This is a genomic window from Humitalea rosea (assembly GCF_003253705.1).
GTDB lineage: Bacteria > Pseudomonadota > Alphaproteobacteria > Acetobacterales > Acetobacteraceae > Humitalea > Humitalea rosea.
In genome coordinates, this window is the sequence record NZ_QKYU01000014.1 from 108,907 (window position 1) to 125,563 (window position 16,657).

General features: G+C 68.3%; 16 protein-coding genes and 1 tRNA gene. 7 read left to right on the forward strand and 10 right to left on the reverse strand.

The genetic code is table 11. From position 1 onward, the window contains the following. Positions 1-27: 27 nt before the first annotated feature. From C8P66_RS13395 to C8P66_RS13420, 6 genes are all read left to right on the forward strand, one after another. On the forward strand, positions 28-1,863 hold the full coding sequence (locus C8P66_RS13395; protein WP_211314141.1) for an ABC transporter permease: 1,836 nt from the start codon (positions 28-30) through the stop codon (positions 1,861-1,863). Continuing rightward, on the forward strand, positions 1,863-2,705 hold the full coding sequence (locus tag C8P66_RS13400; protein ID WP_211314142.1) for an ABC transporter ATP-binding protein: 843 nt from the start codon (positions 1,863-1,865) through the stop codon (positions 2,703-2,705). Before C8P66_RS13395 ends, C8P66_RS13400 begins: the two co-directional genes overlap by 1 nt. Then, positions 2,705-3,442: an ABC transporter ATP-binding protein gene (locus tag C8P66_RS13405; RefSeq protein WP_111398773.1), complete on the forward strand. Its 738-nt coding sequence runs from the start codon at positions 2,705-2,707 to the stop codon at positions 3,440-3,442. The genes C8P66_RS13400 and C8P66_RS13405 overlap by 1 nt, the downstream gene beginning before the upstream one ends. A 72-nt stretch (positions 3,443-3,514) precedes the next feature. After that, entirely contained in the window at positions 3,515-4,546 is a 1,032-nt protein-coding gene (locus tag C8P66_RS13410; protein ID WP_111398774.1) for a putative FMN-dependent luciferase-like monooxygenase, read from the forward strand. Positions 4,547-4,590: 44 nt separating this feature from the next. Further along, positions 4,591-5,187, forward strand: a complete 597-nt coding sequence (locus tag C8P66_RS13415) for a CMD domain protein (protein WP_111398775.1) — start codon at positions 4,591-4,593, stop codon at positions 5,185-5,187. A gap of 8 nt (positions 5,188-5,195) precedes the next feature. Beyond that, positions 5,196-5,798 carry an alkylhydroperoxidase domain protein gene (locus tag C8P66_RS13420; RefSeq protein ID WP_111398776.1) on the forward strand — a complete coding sequence of 201 codons (603 nt, stop codon included), beginning with the start codon at positions 5,196-5,198 and terminating at the stop codon, positions 5,796-5,798. 4 nt (positions 5,799-5,802) lie between these two features. Here the strand turns inward: C8P66_RS13420 and C8P66_RS13425 are convergent, their stop codons facing one another. The 8 genes from C8P66_RS13425 to C8P66_RS13460 form a co-directional block, all read right to left on the reverse strand. Next, on the reverse strand, positions 5,803-6,240 hold the full coding sequence (locus C8P66_RS13425) for a PaaI family thioesterase (RefSeq protein ID WP_111398777.1): 438 nt from the start codon (positions 6,238-6,240) through the stop codon (positions 5,803-5,805). Further along, complete coding sequence (locus C8P66_RS13430; protein ID WP_170141575.1) at positions 6,237-8,231, reverse strand: TRAP transporter permease; 1,995 nt, start codon at positions 8,229-8,231, stop codon at positions 6,237-6,239. The genes C8P66_RS13425 and C8P66_RS13430 overlap by 4 nt, the downstream gene beginning before the upstream one ends. Beyond that, positions 8,228-9,205 (reverse strand): TAXI family TRAP transporter solute-binding subunit, encoded by a 978-nt coding sequence (locus C8P66_RS13435; protein ID WP_111398779.1) that lies wholly within the window; start codon positions 9,203-9,205, stop codon positions 8,228-8,230. The genes C8P66_RS13430 and C8P66_RS13435 overlap by 4 nt, the downstream gene beginning before the upstream one ends. Positions 9,206-9,274: 69 nt before the next feature. After that, on the reverse strand, positions 9,275-10,237 hold the full coding sequence (locus C8P66_RS13440; RefSeq protein WP_146422856.1) for a hypothetical protein: 963 nt from the start codon (positions 10,235-10,237) through the stop codon (positions 9,275-9,277). A gap of 13 nt (positions 10,238-10,250) precedes the next feature. Beyond that, a complete protein-coding gene (locus C8P66_RS13445) occupies positions 10,251-11,222 on the reverse strand; it encodes a hypothetical protein (protein WP_111398781.1) in 972 nt (323 codons plus the stop codon). A 56-nt stretch (positions 11,223-11,278) separates the two neighbouring features. Next, on the reverse strand, positions 11,279-12,433 hold the full coding sequence (gene hemW / locus C8P66_RS13450) for a radical SAM family heme chaperone HemW (protein WP_111398782.1): 1,155 nt from the start codon (positions 12,431-12,433) through the stop codon (positions 11,279-11,281). After that, entirely contained in the window at positions 12,430-13,068 is a 639-nt protein-coding gene (locus C8P66_RS13455) for a CoA transferase subunit B (RefSeq protein ID WP_111398783.1), read from the reverse strand. Before C8P66_RS13455 ends, hemW begins: the two co-directional genes overlap by 4 nt. Before the next feature lie 12 nt (positions 13,069-13,080). After that, positions 13,081-13,800 carry a CoA transferase subunit A gene (locus tag C8P66_RS13460; protein ID WP_111398784.1) on the reverse strand — a complete coding sequence of 240 codons (720 nt, stop codon included), beginning with the start codon at positions 13,798-13,800 and terminating at the stop codon, positions 13,081-13,083. A 126-nt stretch (positions 13,801-13,926) separates the two neighbouring features. Here C8P66_RS13460 and C8P66_RS13465 point away from each other — a divergent pair. Beyond that, a tRNA-Ala gene (locus tag C8P66_RS13465) sits at positions 13,927-14,002 on the forward strand. 272 nt (positions 14,003-14,274) lie between these two features. On the opposite strand, the gene C8P66_RS13470 is transcribed toward C8P66_RS13465, so the two are convergent. Both C8P66_RS13470 and C8P66_RS13475 read right to left on the reverse strand, forming a co-directional pair. Further along, entirely contained in the window at positions 14,275-15,654 is a 1,380-nt protein-coding gene (locus tag C8P66_RS13470) for an MmgE/PrpD family protein (RefSeq protein ID WP_111398785.1), read from the reverse strand. Next, entirely contained in the window at positions 15,654-16,640 is a 987-nt protein-coding gene (locus C8P66_RS13475; protein ID WP_158537246.1) for a Bug family tripartite tricarboxylate transporter substrate binding protein, read from the reverse strand. The genes C8P66_RS13470 and C8P66_RS13475 overlap by 1 nt, the downstream gene beginning before the upstream one ends. Between the last annotated feature and the right edge of the window lie 17 nt (positions 16,641-16,657).

Sequence of the window (16,657 nt, forward strand, 5' to 3'; positions counted from 1 at the left end):
CGCCGCCATGATCGGGATGCGCTCCGCATGAACATGCCGGGTCTCGGCGCTTGGTTCGACTACACCGTCAACGGCATCGTCATCGGCAACATCTACGCGATGCTTGCCGTTGGCTTGGCGCTGATCTACGGCGTCGCCAACCTCGTGAACTTCGCACATGGCTCCGTCTACGTGGTCGGCGCCTATGTCGGCTGGGCGGCGATCACCTATCTCGGCACACCGTTGCCGGTGACGATCCTTTGCGTCGTCGTGGTCTGCGGGCTGGTGGGGGTGGGGATCGAGCGGCTGGGGCTGCGGCCGCTGCATGGCTCCTCCCGCATCGCGCCGCTGCTGGCCACCATCGGGATCGCGCTGGTGCTGGACCAGGTGGTACAGCTTATCTTCTCGCCCGATCCGCGCGCGGTGCCGATGCAGGTGCCGGAATGGCGCATCCCCATCGGCGGCGGGACCATCGGCCCGCTGGATTTGCTGATCGGCGGGATCGGGCTGGCGTCCGCGGCGGTGCTCTACGGCTTCCTGCGGTTCACCAAGCTCGGCTGGGCCGTGCGCGCGACGGCGCAGGATTCCGACGCCGCGCAGCAAATGGGCGTGGACATCAACAAGGTGAACATGGCGGTCTTCGCCATCGCCTCGGCGCTCAGCGGCATCAGCGGACTGCTGGTCGGCATGTATTACAACCAGATCAACCCGGCGATGAGCTTCGAGGCGACGCTGAAAGGCATCGTCGCCCTCATCATCGGCGGGCTCGGCAACGTGCCGGGAGCGATCGGCGGCTCGCTGATCCTGGGGCTGACGGAAAGCTACGGCATCGCGCTGTTCGGCACCTCCTATCGCAACCTCTTCGCCTTCGTGCTGCTGATCGCGATGTTGCTGTGGCGTCCGAACGGGCTGTTCTCGGGGCGCAGCTCGCTGCCGCCCGAGCCGATGACCGGCACCTTCATCGCCCGCTCCCGACCCTTCCGTATCCCGCCCTGGGCCGTGGCGGGGCTGATCGTGGCGGCGGCGCTGCTGCCGTTGCTGAACAACCCCTACGTGCTGCAGATCGGGGTGAACTCCCTGCTCTATGGCATGCTCGCCCTCAGCCTCACGCTTGTTGCCGGCACCGTCGGGCAGATCTCGCTCGGCCATGCCGCGTTGCTCGCGATCGGCGGCTATACCTCCGGGCTGCTGGCGATGGATGCGGGATGGCCAGTGGCGGTGACCATTCCCATCGCCGGGATCGTGACCGCCGGGCTCGGCACCTTGCTGGTCTTCCCCGCCTTCCGGCTGACCGGGCATTACGTCTCGATCGCGACCCTCGGTATTGGTGAGATCGTGTCGCTGGTGATCCTGAACTGGAGCGGCCTGACCCATGGCGCCATCGGCCTCGGCGGCATCCCGCCGCTGGAGGTTTTTGGCTACGACCTCGGTTCGGTGGAGGGCACCTATTGGCTCTGCCTTGTGATCCTGGTGCTGCTGGCGCTGTTGCAGCTGCGGCTGCTCAGCTCGCACCTTGGCCGCAGTTGGCGGGCGATCCGCGATGACAGCGTCGCCGCCCGCTCCTATGGCGTCAGCGGCAATCGCTACAAGGCGCTGGCCTTCGGCTTCGGCGGCTTCGGCGCAGGGATCAGCGGCGCCATCACCGCCCATTCCTATTCCTACATCAACCACGAGACCTTCAACGCCACGCTCTCCGTGCTGGCGCTGACCATGGTCATCCTGGGGGGCTTGGGGAATGTGATGGGCGCGGTGCTGGGCGCGACCCTGCTGATCGCCCTGCCCGAAGCCTTCCGAGGGCTGGCCGAATACCGGATCCTGATCTACGGCCTCGTGCTGCTGCTGCTGATCCGGTTCCGCCCCCAGGGCCTGATGGGGACGGTCTGATGGCCGCGATGCTGGAAGTGCGCGGCCTGGTGAAGCGCTTCGGCGGCGTCACGGCGGTGAATGACGCGTCGCTCGACCTGCGCGAGGGCGAGCTGCTGAGCATCATCGGCCCGAACGGCGCCGGGAAGACGACGCTGTTCAACCTCATCAGCGGGCTGGAGCCACCGGATGCCGGCAGCGTCCGCTTCATGGATCAGGACGTCACCGGCACCGAGCCGGAACGCCTGGCCCGGCTCGGCATGGCGCGCACCTTTCAGCACGGGCGGGTCTTCGCCAACCTCAGCGTGCTCGATAATGTTCTGGTCGGTGCCCATACCCGGCTGCGCGCGGTGCGCCCGGCGATCCCACTGCTCGGCCCCTTGCTGGAACTCGGCCTGGCCGCCATCCGCCCCGCCGCCGTGCGCGCCGAGGAGGAGGCCCTGCGCGAGGATGCCAAGCGCATCCTGACCCTGTTCGGCGACCGCCTGCTGCCGCGCATCGACAATCCGGCCTTCAGCCTCTCCTACGCCAACCGCCGCCGGGTGGAGATCGCCCGCGCCCTGGCGCTGCACCCGAAGCTGCTGCTGCTGGACGAACCCACCGCCGGCATGAACCAGACCGAGACGGTGGAGATGCAGGAGGTCGTCCACGACCTCAAGCGCAGCGGCCTCACCATCCTGCTGATCGAGCACAAGCTGGAGATGGTGATGCGCCTATCGGACCGGGTGATCGTGATGGACAACGGCAGCCGCATCGCCGAGGGCCTGCCGCAGGAGGTCCGTTCCGACCCCGCGGTGATCGAGGCCTATCTTGGCCACCGCGAAACCGGTGCCGCGGCACCCGCCCGGGAGGATGTGTCCTGATGTCCGATCCGGGCGAGGCCCTGCTGCGGCTGGACAACATCAACTCCTTCTACGGCCCGGTGCAGGTGCATTTCGACCTGAGCCTGTCGGTGCAGGCGGGGCAGATCGTCTGCCTGCTCGGCGGCAATGCCAGCGGCAAATCCACGACGATGAAGACCATCCTCGGCTTGCAGCGTCCGCGCTCGGGCACCGTCTTCTTCGAAGGGCAGCCGCTCACCGGCCTCACCACGCCCCAGATCATCCGCCGCGGCATCGGCTCGGTGCCCGAGGCGCGGCGGCTGTTCGGCCAGATGACGGTGCGGGAAAACCTGCTGATGGGGGCCTATACCCGCAGCGACAAGCCCGCGATCGCGCAGGATGAGGAGCGCGTCCTCACTTTGTTCCCGCGCCTGCGCGAACGGCTGAAGCAGCGCGCCGGCACCATGTCCGGCGGCGAGCAGCAGATGCTCGCCATGGCCCGCGCGCTGATGGGCCGGCCGAAGCTGATCTGCATGGATGAGCCGACCATGGGGCTCTCCCCGCTCTTCGTGGATCGGGTGCTGGAGCTGATCCAGGCGATCAACAAGGAGGGCGTCACCATCTTCATGGTCGAGCAGAACGCAAGCCTTGCCCTTGGCATCGCCCATTACGGCTATGTGCTGCAAACCGGGCACATCGCGCTGGAGGGCCCGGCCGACGAGCTTCTGCGCGATCCGCGCATCCGCGACGCCTATCTGGGCGGGGCGGCGGCAGCCTGATCGAATGGGGCGGCTGGATGGCCAGCCGCCCGCCGATGTGCTGCCATTCCAGGCAGGAACGAGGGCCTAGGCATGACCACACTGAAGCGGCTGGGTTTTTTCACGCGCCTGCTCGACGACGCGCCGCCCGCCGAACGCTATCGCCTGGCGACGGCACAGATCGCCCATGCCGAGGCCTGCGGCTTCGATTCCGCCTGGGTCGCCCAGCATCATTTCCACGAGGATGAGGGCGGGCTGCCCGCCCCCTTCGTCTTCCTGTCGCAACTGGCCGCGCGCACCTCGCGTATCCGCCTCGGCACCGGGATCGTGACCCTGCCGCTGGAACTGCCGATCCGCGTGGCCGAGGACGCCGCGGTGCTCGACCTGCTGGCCGATGGCCGGCTTGAGGTCGGCATCGGCCCCGGCGGCAACCTCTCCGCCTTCCACGCCTTCGGCTTGGAGAGCGCGGAGCGCGGGGCGATCTTCTCCCGCAACGCCGCGCTGCTGCTGGATGCCTGGTCGGGGCGGCCGCTGCCCGGCGGCGACCGGCTCTACCCCACCAACCCGAGCCTCGTGGACCGCGTCTGGCAGGCGACCTTCACGGTCGATGGCGCGCGCCGCGCCGGGGCGGCCGGCGATGGGCTGATGCTGTCCCGCACCCAGCCGCGCACGGCGGAGGCGCCGAACGCCACCTTGGCCGATATCCAGAACCCGATGGTCGATGCCTATCTGGGCGCCCTGCCCGCTGGGCGGGAACCGCGCATCATGGCCTCGCGCTCCGTTTTCGTCACCGATGAGCGCAAGGAGGCGATGCGGCTGGCCGAGATCGGCCTTGGCCGGTTCCGCACGCGGCTCGAATCCGTGGGGCGCGACACACGCGGCGGCGCCACGCTGGCGGAAATGATCCACACCTTCGATGTCCATCTTGGCACGCCGGCCGAGGTGATCGCCTCGCTCCAGGCCGACAGCACCATCGCGCGCGCCACGGATCTCGCGGTGCAGGTACATTCCATCGACCCGCCGCATCCCTTCATCTTGCGTTCGCTGGAACTGGTGGCCGAGGTTGTGGCGCCGGCGATGGGTTGGGTACGCGACGGGGTGCCGGGGATGCGCCACGTCGCCTGAGTTGTTTTCGCCGTGGGCAGCCCCGCGGCCAGGGAGAGACTGAGATGCCGGAAACGGACACCATAGACATGCTGGTCGGGATCACGCCGGGCTCCGCCCTGGACGCGATCCGCGCCCGCCGCCCGGAGGCCCGCAAGCACGCCGAGGTCAGCTACCGCGTGCTGTTCGCGCCCGAGGCCCTGGCCGGCGTCTCCGCCCAGGAACGCTTTGCCCTGGGCAGCTTCGTCGTCGAACTGCACGGCGAGGTGCAGACCGGCGCCTTCTACCTCGCGGGGCTCGTCGCCAGCGGTGCCTCCGACGCACTCCTGGCCGCGGTCGCGGCGGCGGTCGGAGAAGCGACCACCACAGGCCCCTTCGGCAGCTACCCCGAGGGACCGCTGAGCGCCGAGAACACCGAAGGCATCATCTACAGCGTCAGCGCCGAACTGCGCGCGGCGCTCGGCCCGCGTCTCACCACGGCGTTCGAACATGCCCATATGCTGGTCTTCCACCCGCGTGACGCGGCGCCGGAGAGCTTGCAGGCGATGCTCGATGCCGGCTGGTCCACGACCGATATCGTGACGCTCTCGCAGATTACCGCCTTCCTGTCCTTCCAGATCCGGGTGGTCAGCGGGCTCCGCACCCTCGCCGCCAGCGCCTGAGGTTCGCCATGCCCGAAACCACCCTCACCCCGCCCGCCCATACCGTCCCCACGGTCTTCACCCGGGCACAGCTCGACTGGCTGCCCTGGATCGAGCCGCTGGCGATCGAGGAGCTGACCGACCGGCACCGCACCGCGCTGATGGAGGTCGCGCGCATCAAGTCGCCCTATTTCCGACTGCTGGCGCGCGACCCGGATGCGCTGGAGGCGCGGACGCGGACCGACAAGGACATCTTCTACAACACCGATGCCGGGCTGCCGCGCGCCGAGCGCGAACTCGCCGCCGCCGCGACCTCGCGCCTGAACGGCTGCATCTACTGCGCCTCGGTCCATGCGCGGTTTTCCGCGACCTATTCGAAGCGGGTCGATGATGTCGAGAAGCTGCTGGCGGAAGGTGTGGGCGCCGATCTCGGCGAGCGTTGGAATGCCGTCGTCGCGGCCTCGGTCGCGCTGACCAGCACGCCGATCGCCTTTGGGCCCGAGCATGTCGCGCGGCTGCGGGCCTCCGGCCTCGACGATCTGGCGATCTCCGACGTGATCCAGGGCGCGGCCTTCTTCAACTGGGCCAACCGGCTGATGCTGTCGCTGGGCGAGCCCGCGCTGGAGGGGTGATCCGTCAGTCCTTGCCGAGGACGCAGATCAGCGTCTGCGAGGCGGTGGCGCAAAGGTGTTCCGCACCTTCGCGCACCGCGAACACCTGTACCTCGGAAATGGTCAGGGTCCGGCCGCTGCGCACCACCGTCCCGCGCGCGCGCAAAGCCTCGCCGCGGGAGGGCGCCAGGAAGTTGATCTTGTACTCGACCGTCAGCACCGTGCTGCCGGGCGGGAAGAGCGTGAAGCCGGCATAGCCGCCCGCGCTATCGGCAATGGCCCCCACAGCGCCGCCATGCACATGCCCGTGCTGCTGCGTCACCTCGGGGATGCAGGGCATCTCAACCTCGACGATCCCGGGCTCGACCCGGGTCATCCTGGCGCCGAGATGCGCCATCAGCGGTTGACGCGCGAAACTGTCGCGCGTCTTGGCCTCATAACCCGGATCGCGCGGTGCGATCATCCCAGCGCCTTCACCATCGGCTTGCGACCGTTCAGCAGGATCGCCCCCGCCAGCAGCGCGAAGCCGATCAGATGCGGCACCGGCAGGTAATCCTCGACCAGCGCCGGGAAGACCAACAACAGCCCGGCGATGGTGAAGGCGAGCCTCTCCCCGACAGCCAGCGCCCGCAGCGCCATCCCCTGGCACGCGGCGGCCAGCGCCGCGAGCCCGACCGTGGCCAATACCGTCTGCCAGACCACATCCATCCAACCCATGCCGGGCTTGAAGGACAGCAGCAGCGCCACGCCCTCAGGATCGGTCACGAAGACGAAGGGCAGCACGAAGGCCGGCAGCGTGTACTTCCACGCCATCAAGGTGGTGCGATACGGCCCCGCCCCGGTGATCGCCGCCGCCGCGAAGGGCGAGAGCGCCGTCGGCGGCGAAACCTCTGACAGCACGGCATAGTAGAAGACGAACATATGCGCCGCGTAATCCGGCACGCCGAGCTTGATCAGCGCCGGCGCCGCGACGACGGCGCAGATGATGTAGCTCGCCGTCACCGGCACAGCGAGGCCGACGATCCACACGATCAGCGCCGTGAAGATCGCCGTCAGCAGCAGCGACCCGCCCGCCGCCTGGATCGCGATGTCGGAGAACTTCAGCCCCAGCCCCGTCAGCGTGATGCAGCCGACGATGATGCCCGCGGCGGCACAGGTGGCGGCGATGCCAACCGCCTGCACCGCGCCATCGGCCAGCGCCTTGATCAGCTTCATGGGCCACAGCGCGCCTTCCTTCGACAGGAAGGACAGCAGGACCGCGACCCCCATGGCGTAGAGCACCGCCATGGTCGAGGAATAGCCGACCGCCATGAAGGCGATGATCGCGATCAGCGAGGAGAAGTGGAACCAGCCGCTGCGCAGCAACTCCCGCACCGGGGTCACCGGCACGGTGATGTCCGGCACGCCGGACTGGTTCAGGCGGCGCTGATCCAGCTCCACCATGAAGAACAGGCTGGCGTAGTAGAGGCAGGTCGGGATCGCCGCCATTTTCAGGACGTCGAGGTAGCCGATCTTCAGATACTCGGCGATCAGGAAGGCTGCGGCCCCCAGCACCGGTGGCGAGATGATCGCCCCCAGACCGCCTGCCGCCAGCAGGCCGCCGGCATCATCCGGCCGATAGCCCACGCGCTTCATCATCGGCCAGGCCACGGTGCCGATGGTGACAGTCGTCGCCACCCCCGACCCTGATGGCCCTCCGAGCAGGAAGGAGGACAGCACCACGGTGCGCCCCGCGCTCGCCGCCTTGCCGCCCGTCGCGGCGAAGGAGAAGTCCACGAAGAACTTGCCCGCGCCCGAAGCGGACAGCAGCGAGCCATAGATGGTGAACAGGATGATCAAGGTCGCCGAGACATCGACGGCGGTGCCGAAGATGCCCTCCAGCGTCGTTGCCAGATGCGGGATCAGCCGGTCGGCGCCGTAGCCCTGGTGCGTCCAGGGCGCGGGCAAATAATTGCCGAAGAAGGCGTAGAGCATGAACAGGCCAGCGACGAAGGGCATCACCGGCCCGGTGGTGCGCCGCGTTGCCTCCAGCACCAGTCCAACGAGCATCCAGCCGACCACGATATCCATGGGCTCGGGGAAGACGTAGCGGTCGAGCAGGTCGTCGCCGCCGTTGATGAGGTACCAGATAACATAAAGGCTGGCGGCGATCAGCACCGCATCCCAGGCTATGAACCGGTCGCGGTAACGGGCCGCGACCGGGAACAGGAAGAAGCCGAGCACGAGGGCGAAGCCCACATGCACGAAACGCAAGGTGGTCGTGGGCACGATGTCCCACGCCGCCCAGAGATGGAACAGCGACATGGCAAGCGCCACCGCGGTGCCAAAGACACCCAGCCAGCCGCTGTAGCGGTTCTGGATTCCCTCTTCAGCCTCGATCAGGCGTTCGACCTGTGCGGCAGTTTCCCGATCGAGTTGCGCAGCCTCAGGCGGCAAGCCAGTCGAGTGGCTCACGCGAGGGTCGCACCCTGGGCGCGCCAGAACGCTTCAGCGGCCGGATGCCAGGGGACGCCGGCCGCGGCGGTCTTCTGGGAGTCCAGCTTGAAGTTGCGGCCTTCGGCATGCACCTGCGCAAGCTCGGCGCGGTACTGCCAGGCGACCTGCAGAATGGCGGTGACCAGCTCGGCCGGCGCGTCCTCGCGCATGCCGAGGATGTTGGCGACCGACATTTGCTTGTTGTCGGTCGTCTGGCCGGGATAGGTGCCGGCCGGAATCACCTCGGGGAAATACACCGGGCCATATTTCTCGATGATGCTCGGTACGTACTGATCATGGTCGACGAGTTGAATGGTGACACCGGGGCTGGCGGCGAGATCGGTGACGGCGCTGGTCGGCACGCCCGAGACGAAGAAATAGGCGTCGATCTTGCCGTCCTTGATCGCATTGGTGCTCTCGGCCGGCGACAGCCGCTCACGCGCGCGGAAGTCCTTGTCGCGGTCGAGGCCAGCGGCTTCGATCAGGCGGAACGCCATCAGCTCGGTCGCCGAGCCGGGCGCGCCGGTCGAAATGCGCTTGCCCTTCATGTCGGCGATGCTGTGGATGCCGGTCGAGGTCGTCGTCACCACCTGCATGCGGTTGGTGTAGAGCACCGCGATCGCACGCACCGGCACCTTGCGGCCACGATACGGGCCATTGCCGGCGAGGCCATCGACCGACGCATCGACCTGGCTGAAGATCAGCCCGACCCGGCCGGCACCCAGAAGCTGGTTGTTGGCGACGGAGCCGCCGGTCACTTCGACCGTGGCACTCATGCCCGGGATATGGCGGGACAGCAGGTTCGCGAGCCCGCCACCCAGCGGGTAATAGACACCGCCCGTGGTGCCGGTCGCGATGGCAAGCTGCTGCGAGGTCTGCGCGCGGGCCAACCCCGGCAAGGCAAGGCCGGCGGCGGTGAAGGCAAGAGCTTGGCGACGTGTCGTCTTTATCATCTTATTTATTCCTCCCTGTTTGGACGTTACGGCCTTTTTGCCCCAGCTGGCGCACCAAGAACAATCCCGTCATTTCCGCGGCGGCAGGACAATGAAGCTGCTGCCCGGGGCAAGCGCGCCAGCCAGCGTGCCGCCGGCGCGGGTCGCGGGGTCGTCCATGCTGTAGCCGATGATGTGGCAGGGAATGCCTGCCGCCGCCGCCAGCACGACGCCGAAATCCGTTGTGGTGACAAGGGCCGAACAGCGCCGGACCAATCCGGCGAGGCCTGCCGGTGTCGCGTTCTCCAGCCACCAACGGGTATCCAGCAGGGCCGGCAGCAGCGCCGCCTCCCCGGGGCGCGCGGCGCGCATGGCGCGGCGGGAGGCCAGGACGGCATCGCCCATGACGATGCCGGTCAGCCCAGGCGCCGTATCGGGAATCGGCAACAACGGTCCGCTGCCCGGCGACCCCATCACGGCGGCGAAGGCGGCGGGATTGTCCTCCAGGCAGTCGAGCATCAGGGGCGTGCCGTCGAACATCAGCCCCAGCGGGGCCGGCCCTTCGGGCAGCAGCGCCGACAGGCTGTCATCATGGCCAAGCGTGCGTTCAGAAAAGCAGGCGAAGTCCGGGAACCAGGGCAGGCGGCGCCGCATCAGCACCAGCAGGCTGGTGTGGTCGCGCAGACTCCCCGTGGCATCCGCGAACTCGACGGCGATGCCGGCCGTCTCCGCCGGCTCCAACCCGGGCGGCAGCGACAAATTGTGCAGTCGCGGCGTCGCACCCGCCGCTTTGGCGGCAGAGAACGCCTCGACCAGCGCCAGCGTGCGATCCCGGCGGAAGATGGGGCCGGCCAGTACCACCTGGCTGACCGCGCGCGGCAGGGGATCATCTGGCGCGATGCAGGTGATGCCGGGCACGCAGCGCTCGGTATAGGCCGGCGTTGCCGAGACGACGATCGGATCGACCGCGCCGAGGCTGCGTATCGCCTCGGCCAAGGCAGCTTCGGCGGCGATCAGCCCGTGGCCGAAATCACCGAGGAAAAGGCTCGTCATCGCCATGCGCCTGTCACTGGTGGCGCAGCCCGATGCAGGTGCTGCCCCGCGGCAGGTTGTCCGCCACCGCCACCATGGTCCGCGGCACGCTGTTGTCCTCGGCCGGGTGCAGCCCGATCGTGCGTATCCCGGCGCCGATGCCATGGATGACATTGTGTTTGCGCTGGCTGATCAGCGTATCCAGCCGCCCGATGACGCCGCGCAGACGCGCCGGCGTCATATTGGCCTGCCACCAGACCGGGTCGAGCATCTCGGTCAGCGCCATGTCCCAGCCGTCCAGAAAGCGGTCGGCGAAGCGGCGGAAGCCGGTGGCGTCATCCTCGTCGCCGGTGTCGCGATGGATCGTGCTGACGATCGGCACCACGACATGGCCGGTAAAGGGCAGCAGCAGCGCACGGACCCGTGCCGCATCGACCCGCAGGCAGCGGTCCATCAGCGGGTAGGGAATGATGGAAATGCCAAGCAGCGGCCGCCCCGTTGGCAGCATCGCCGTGGCGATGGAGCGGTCCGGCACCAGCGCCCGTTCCGGAAACCGGCTGAGCCCCGGACGGACCGGCAGCCCCCAGGCCGCGACCGACACCGCCGAGGCCGGGTCGCGGACCGTGAAGCTGGTGAGGCGGCGCAGGGCGGCGTGGCTGTCCTCGCCGATCCGATCGTCCAGAACGGCGCTGGAAACACCGATATTATGGATATGCAGCTCGGCCCCGGCCTCGGCGGCCCGGTTCATCCAGGGCAGGAAGGCGGCGAAAGCCTCCACGGTCCCGACATGGCCCCCCCCCAGCACCACGCGTTCCGGCGTGAACTCCATCATCGCATCGCCGGTGCGGAAGCAGCCGGACAGCCCAGGGGCGCAGCGCATGGTCCACTCGGCGCCCGTGCTGAAGGCCTGGGCCTCGGTCGAGGGAAAGCTCTGCATGGCCTCGATCAGGCAGAGTTCGTCCCCGAGGTTGCCGAACCCATAGGAGCCGAGAAAAGCAGTTCGCATGGAATCAGGGTGCCCGCTCCCCTCGCCCATCGCAACAGGACCTATCGCAGCAGGACCTATCGCAGCAGGACTGGCAGCATCGCATCCAGCCGCAGCAGCCCCTCGACCGTGGTCGCGAGGTGCCCGGTCTCGGTCCAGTGCAGGTAGCCCTCATCCATGCAGGCCACCAGCATGGCGGGATCGGTGGCCTCGGCCAGGGTCAGGCCGCTGCGGGTGGCCAAGTAGGCGGGGTCCACACCCTCCGTCAGCCGCAGCCCCATCAGCATCACCTCGCGGGCGAGGTCGATGGCGGAAAGCGCCTCCTCCTCGGTACGGGCATGGCCGTCGCGCTCGACGCGGGCGCGCCATTCCTCGGGCGCCCGGTGGCGGCGGGAGGCGGTGATCCGCCCGCCCAGGGTCAGGCGCTGATGCGCCCCCGCCCCGATCCCGAGGTAATCGCCATGCCGCCAATAGGCGAGGTTGTGGCGGCTTTCGGCACCAGGCTTGGCGTAGTTGGAGACCTCATAGGGCGCGAGGCCGAAGCGCGCGGCCTCCTCCGCCGTTGCCAGATACAGAGCGGCGGCGGCATCGCCCTCGGGCAAAGTGAAGGCGCCACGGCCGAACAAGGTCGCGAACTGCGTGCCAGGCTCGATGGTCAGCTGGTAGAGGCTGAGATGGTCGGCGGCCAGGGCTAGCGCCTGCCGCAGCTCCGCCCGCCACGAGTCCAGCGACTGCCCGGGGCGGGCGTAGATCAGGTCGAAGGACACGCGTGGAAAGATGGTTCGCGCGGCTTCGAGGGCTGCAATCGCCTCGCCCACGTCATGCCGGCGGCCCAGGAACGCCAGCGCCTCGGCATTCAGCGATTGCACGCCGAGGCTGATGCGGTTCACCCCCGCCGCGTGGAAGGCGCGCAGGCGGCCGATCTCGACACTGGTCGGGTTGGCTTCGAGGGTGATCTCGATATCGGCCGTGGCGTCGAACAGGCGCCGCGCGTCTTCGATCAGCAGGGCCACGCCCTCGGGCGGCATCAGGCTCGGGGTGCCGCCCCCGAAGAAGATGCTGGCCAGCGGCCGGCGGCCGGCGCGGGTGGCCTCATGCGCCAGCTCAGCGCGCAGGGCGGCGACGTAGCTGGCGCCGTCCACCCGCTCGCGGACATGGCTGTTGAAATCGCAGTACGGGCACTTGGACGCGCAGAACGGCCAGTGGATGTAGAGGGCGAGGGTCTCGGTCACACCGCGACGATATACTCGGCCTCGGTCTTGGCGGCGATCTCTTCCAGTGTCACGCCCGGGGCAAGCTCGGTCAGGCGGGTGGTGCCGGCCCGTTTGTCGATCGAAAACACGCCGAGTTCGGAGATGACGGTATCCACCACCCCCTTGCCGGTTAGCGGCAAAGAGCAGGATTTCAACAGCTTGGGCTTGCCGCCGGCAGTGTGCTCCATCAGCACGACCACCCGCTTGACCCCGGCGACCAGATCCATGGCGCCGCCCATGCCCTTCACCATCTTGCCCGGGATCATCCAGTTCGCGAGGTCGCCGTTCTGGGCCACCTGCAACGCACCCAGAATCGACAGATCGATATGCCCGCCGCGGATCATCGCGAAGGAGGTCGCGCTGTCGAAATAGGAGGAGTTCGGCAAGGCGGTGACGGTCTGCTTGCCGGCATTGATGAGGTCGGGGTCTTCATCGCCCTCGATCGGGAAGGGCCCGATCCCGAGCATCCCGTTCTCGGACTGGAGCTGCACCGTCATGCCCTCCGGCACGTGGTTGGCCACCAGGGTCGGGATGCCGATCCCGAGGTTCACATAGAAGCCGTCTTCCAGCTCGCGGGCGGCGCGGGCCGCCATTTCGTCGCGCGTCCAGGCCATCTTCGGGTCTCCTTACGCCGCGACTTTGCGGGTGGTGCGCTGCTCGATCCGCTTCTCATAGCCTTCGGGGAGCACGACGATGCGGCTGACGAAGACGCCGGGGGTGTGGATGTGGTCGGGGTCGATCTCCCCAACTTCCACCAGATGCTCCACCTGCACGACCGTGGTCTTGGCGGCGGTGGCCATCATCGGGTTGAAGTTCCGCGCGGTGCGGCGGAACACGAGGTTGCCCTCGGTATCGGCCTTCCAGGCATGGATGATCGCCAGATCGGCGAAGATGCCGCGCTCCTGGACATAGGTCTGCCCGTCGAATTCGGCATGGGGCTTGCCCTCGGCGACCGCGGTGCCGACGCCGGTCTTGGTATAGAAGGCCGGGATCCCGGCGCCGCCGGCGCGGATGCGTTCCGCAAGGGTGCCCTGGGGGTTGAACTCGATCTTCAGCTCGCCGGCCAGGAACTGGCGGGCGAATTCCGCATTCTCCCCGACGTAGGAGGAGATCATCTTGGCGATCTGCCGCGTCTTCAGCAGCAGCCCCAGCCCCGCATCGTCGATCCCGGCATTGTTCGAGACCACGGTGAGGTCACGGACCCCGGAGTCCCGGATCGCCGCAATCAGCGCCATCGGCACGCCGCAGAGGCCGAAGCCACCGGAGTGGATCAGCAGCCCGTCCTGCAGCAGGTCCGAGAGGGCGGTGGCGGCATCGGGAAAAATCTTACGGCGGCTGCTGCTCATTCGGGCGGCTTCCTCTCCAAGGCGCCGCAACCTAGTGGTCACACGGCTTTCACTCAAGCGGGCGGAGGGGCTTGCAGCCCGGAACAAGCCGGGTTAGAGGACCGCCTCCCGCAGGGGAACCAGAGTGGGGCCATAGCTCAGTTGGTAGAGCGCTTGAATGGCATTCAAGAGGTCGGCGGTTCGATTCCGCCTGGCTCCACCAGGTTCCCGCGGTTAGCGCATCGATCGATTGAGGTTCTTGGTTTTCAGACCCGGGTGGTCCGAACATAAGCCCCAACAGCCCTTCCGGCAGACCCCGAAAGCGCAGCCACACGCTGTGTCTCATCGCGCGCCGAGACGTCAGGGGTCGCGCCAAGGTCTGTGGCTCGCTTTGGCCGTTTGCTTTCGATGGCAGGCGCCGGGAGCCCTGCCGGTATCCCGGTCCGGCTCGATACACCGCAGCCGCAAAACAAGAGCCGGTTTAGCGTTCGCCCGCTAACCCCCTTGCAGATCGTCAAAGATCCAACCGCAATCCGCCACGACCTCGAGCGCGAGAAATTTTTCGGCATAGGTCGCCGCCGCCGCGGCAGACAGCCGGGACGCTGACAGGCGCTGGAATTTTTGGATCACCTCGGCATCGGCCATGGGGTTCTGGGGCGATCCCTTCGGGGCATCGGCGCGGATATGACGCGGCGCCAAGCCCGGGCTGTCGAAGTCCAGGATGCATTGGTGGTAGTGGGTCAGTTCGGGCGCCGCGACGATCTCGATTGCGCCCAGGATCTGCCGCAGCTCCGGACGTGAAATCTCCTCGCGAAACCCCAGGCTGTGTTCCGGCAGGATGACGTCGAGCCCGCAGGCCGCCAGCGCAATACAGTATTCGGCGTGGAAACGCGCCTCGTTCGGCGTCTGCGGCAGGCGGGTCTTGGACACCGCGGGCAGCACATAGGCCGGCATCCCGATCCGCAGCCGCCCCCGCTGCATCGCCGCCGTGCCGACCTCCCGTCGCAGCGCGGCCACGGCGTCGATCGCCGAATGAGTGTAGCCACAGCAGGCGTGCAGCTTGCGTCGCGGCTCGGCGAGGTACCAGCGCGCATCATCGGTGAAGACGGCGGGATCGTAGCCGCGGCTGAGGGTCTCGCAGAACCCCATGGGGCTTTCCAGCAGCCGCGCGGGCCCGGTCATCCCGTGCCCCGCATAGCCTGCGGCGCGGATGCCGATGGCAGCGGGCCAGGCGCCGAACAACATCGGCTTCACGGTGCCGCCATCGCCGAAAATTACCTCGGCCGGGCACCAGGTGGCGAGGGTACCGGCGATCGCCAGCGCCTCCTGCAACCTCGGCTCCGAAAAGCCCTGCAACGACCCCGCGACCGCCGCCGCGCCGAAGGCGGAGACGAGGCCCGGCGTCACCATCCCGACCTCGGTATAGGGCTTCAGCTGCGGATAGACGGCGGCGTAGATGCGCGTGGTGATCTCGATCCCCGCGATCAGCGCCCGCAGCAGATCCGCGCCGGAACTGCCGCAGGGCTCCACCAGCGCCAGCGCCGCCGTGACATTGCCGATGCTGGCATGGCCGCCGATCAGGTCGTTCAGCTCGAAGATATCGCCCCAATAGCCATGCACCCGGGCCGCCGCTTCCGGCCGCAATGCGATGGGCGAGCCGAGGATGCGGGCGGCCCCGTCGCCGCTCGCATCCCGCTCGGCCGCCAGCACCATGGCGGCCTCCGGCGTCTCCGCCCCGGCCAGCATGCAGCCGATGGTGTCGAGGATGCAGAGCCCGGCCTGCCGGCGCACCGCTTCCGGCACCCGGGCGAGATCCAGCTTGGCCGCGAAATGCGCCAGCGCGCCCAGCAGCGGCGGGGTTTGGGTCGTCGCCATCAGTCGAGCACCAGCCCGCGACGGCCGATCACCTCGGCCCAGCGGGCCCGGTCGGCGGCGAAGTAGCGCGCCGTGGTGGCGGCATCGCGGGTCGGCTGCATCACCATGCCAAGCTCGGCGAAGCGCGAGCGGAACTGCGGATCCTCCAGCACCTGGCGCAGGGCGTCGCGCAGCCGTGCCTCCACCGGGGCCGGCAGCCCCGCGGGCGCCGCAACCCCGATCCAGGAGGCGGTCTCGTAGCCGGGATAGCCGCTTTCGGCGATGGTCGGCACATCGGGCAGGGCGGCGACCCGATCGGCCGTGGTGACCGCCAGCGCCCGCAGCCGACCCTCGCGCAGATGCGGCAAGGAGGTGATGACGGTATCGAACACCGCCGTCACATCCCCCGACAGCACCGCGGTCAGCGCCGGCGCATTGCCGGCATAGGGAACATGGGTCAGCTCCACCTCGGCCATCATGCCCAGCATCTCGCCCGGCAGATGCGTGGAGGTGCCGACCCCCGCCGAGCCATAGGTCGTCCGCCCCGGTTCCGCCCGCGCATAGGCAATGAATTCGGCAAGGCTGTTGATGCCGAGGCGCGGGTTCACCACCAGCACGAAGGGCACCTCCACCAGCACCGACAGGAGGGTGAAGTCGGTCTGCGGATTGTAGGGAAGCTGCCGCCGCAGCAGACCGTTCAGCACCAGGCTGCTGGCGCTGCCGATCAGCAAGGTATAGCCGTCCGGACTGGCCCGCGCCGCCGCCTGGGTGCCGATGATCATGGAGGCGCCGCCGCGGTTCTCGGTGATCACCGGCTGGCCCAGGATGTGTTCCAGCTTGGCGGCCACGGTACGGCCGAGCAGGTCGGTCAGCCCGCCCGGCGCGACCGGCACGAGCAGCCGCAGCGGATGGTTCGGCCAGGCGGCCTCGGCATGCGCCAGCCCAGGCGTTGCAAGGCCAATGGCGGCAAGTGTGAGGCCGCGTCTTGTGAGATGGCCATTGGACATTCTTGATTCTCCCAGAG

Coding starts and splice junctions, on each gene's coding strand:
- C8P66_RS13410 (WP_111398774.1), top strand. CDS start 3,515: ATGACCACACTGAAGCGGCTGGGTTTTTTCACGCGCCTGCTCGACGAC.
- C8P66_RS13445 (WP_111398781.1), bottom strand. CDS start 11,222: ATGCGAACTGCTTTTCTCGGCTCCTATGGGTTCGGCAACCTCGGGGAC.
- C8P66_RS13440 (WP_146422856.1), bottom strand. CDS start 10,237: ATGACGAGCCTTTTCCTCGGTGATTTCGGCCACGGGCTGATCGCCGCC.
- C8P66_RS13475 (WP_158537246.1), bottom strand. CDS start 16,640: ATGTCCAATGGCCATCTCACAAGACGCGGCCTCACACTTGCCGCCATT.
- C8P66_RS13455 (WP_111398783.1), bottom strand. CDS start 13,068: ATGGCCTGGACGCGCGACGAAATGGCGGCCCGCGCCGCCCGCGAGCTG.
- C8P66_RS13460 (WP_111398784.1), bottom strand. CDS start 13,800: ATGAGCAGCAGCCGCCGTAAGATTTTTCCCGATGCCGCCACCGCCCTC.
- C8P66_RS13405 (WP_111398773.1), top strand. CDS start 2,705: ATGTCCGATCCGGGCGAGGCCCTGCTGCGGCTGGACAACATCAACTCC.
- C8P66_RS13395 (WP_211314141.1), top strand. CDS start 28: ATGAACATGCCGGGTCTCGGCGCTTGGTTCGACTACACCGTCAACGGC.
- C8P66_RS13420 (WP_111398776.1), top strand. CDS start 5,196: ATGCCCGAAACCACCCTCACCCCGCCCGCCCATACCGTCCCCACGGTC.
- C8P66_RS13425 (WP_111398777.1), bottom strand. CDS start 6,240: ATGATCGCACCGCGCGATCCGGGTTATGAGGCCAAGACGCGCGACAGT.
- C8P66_RS13470 (WP_111398785.1), bottom strand. CDS start 15,654: ATGGCGACGACCCAAACCCCGCCGCTGCTGGGCGCGCTGGCGCATTTC.
- C8P66_RS13435 (WP_111398779.1), bottom strand. CDS start 9,205: ATGATAAAGACGACACGTCGCCAAGCTCTTGCCTTCACCGCCGCCGGC.
- C8P66_RS13415 (WP_111398775.1), top strand. CDS start 4,591: ATGCCGGAAACGGACACCATAGACATGCTGGTCGGGATCACGCCGGGC.
- C8P66_RS13400 (WP_211314142.1), top strand. CDS start 1,863: ATGGCCGCGATGCTGGAAGTGCGCGGCCTGGTGAAGCGCTTCGGCGGC.